Origin of the sequence: uncultured Shewanella sp., assembly GCF_947501665.1 — a bacterium.
In the GTDB taxonomy this organism is placed as follows: Bacteria; Pseudomonadota; Gammaproteobacteria; order Enterobacterales; family Shewanellaceae; genus Shewanella.
Genome location: NZ_CANMWS010000069.1, coordinates 1 through 1,550 on the forward strand (window position 1 = coordinate 1; position 1,550 = coordinate 1,550).

Annotated in this window: 1 protein-coding gene; it reads left to right on the forward strand. The window is 30.4% G+C overall.

Going from position 1 to position 1,550, the window contains the following annotated elements; genetic code table 11:
- A partial coding sequence (locus Q0976_RS23910) for a methyltransferase (protein WP_299497364.1) occupies nt 1–1,550 on the forward strand: 1,550 nt, incomplete at both ends.

Genomic DNA, 1,550 nt, shown 5'->3' on the forward strand with positions numbered 1-1,550 from the left:
GTTTATATAAAACTGGAGATTTAGGGCGATGGCATAAAGATGGTTACATTGAGTTTGAGGGTCGTGTTGATAATCAAGTTAAAGTCAATGGTTATCGTATCGAATTGGGGGAGATTAAACATAGAGTGGAGTTATTGCCGGAAGTATCTCAAGCTGTGGTTCTATGTGAGCAAGGAGAGAGTAGAAAAAGTATTATTGCCTATTACGTTCCTCTGAAAGTAGAATATAATGGCGCCAGTCATAGTAAAATAATAGATAAATTATCAGCAATAGATTTATCAGTTGCATATAAAAAAGCTTCAAAACATGAAATGGAAAAATTCATTAGTGGAATAAAAAATGATGAATTAAATTACTTGAAATTGTTGAAAGAAATTTGCATTGAACTTTGTTTTTTTCAAGAGGTTGGATCTTATTTAGATATTGATCGTGTTATCAAATCCCATAATGTAGCAGCCCGATATAGAGATTGGTTTAGAAGGGCATTTGATTGCCTTGAAAAAAATGGCTATATTCAGAGGATTGGCGATAATTATCATTGTCTTAAACCGGTAGTCATTAAAGAACATAACTATAGAAAGGTGGATTATCCATTAGACTCAAAAAAACTAATTTCAATTCTTAAGGAAGATACTCACTCTGCTTCTATTTATGGGGGTGCTAATATAGAAGAATCTTATGATGAATTTTTTGGGGAAATTTATTCTATTTCAAAATTTATATTCCATAAATTATTAGATAATTTTTCTGTATCTCAAAAAATATCGATTCTTGAGGTTGGTTCGGGATATGGGACATTTACTAAATTAATCCTTGATTATTTATTTAAAAGGGGAAGTGTAGAGTATGACTTTACTGACATAAGTAAGTTTTTCTTTGATAGAGCAAATAAAAAGTTTGAAAAATATGATTTCATAAATTATAGATTATATGATTTAGATCGACCTTCTTCTTTTCAGAATATTAATTCAACATATGATATCATTATTGCTGTTAGTGTTTTGCATGATGTCAAAAATATCAGGTATTCATTAAGTGAGCTTTCATCTTTATTGAAACCAGAAAGTGGTGTTTTATTTATTATAGAAGAAACAAAATTCCATGGTTTTTTTAATTTAGGAATGGGTCTTCAGTCTAGTTTTGATAATTTCAGTGATTATCGAAAAAATAGTAGTCTTCATCCTTTAATTAATATTCCTCAATGGGAGAAACTGTTGCTTGAATCTGGATTTAATAGTGTAAAATGCTTTTCTCCAGAAAATTCATTTAGTGCTCAGATGGGATTTAATGCTATTATTGCTTCCAAAAATAAAGTTTTAGAAATTGAATCAGAGCTCCGGAGTGAATTGGAAAGTAGCCTCCCTGAATATATGATCCCAGATTATTTTATAAGGTTAAATGAACTTCCAATTAGTGAATCAGGAAAAGTTAATACTAAATTATTGCCAGTGCCTAATATTAAATTAAATGACGATAACTATATTTCTCCCCGCACTGAAAAAGAAGCTCAGATTTGCACCCTCTGGCAAGAAGTCTTAGATGTAGAGAAA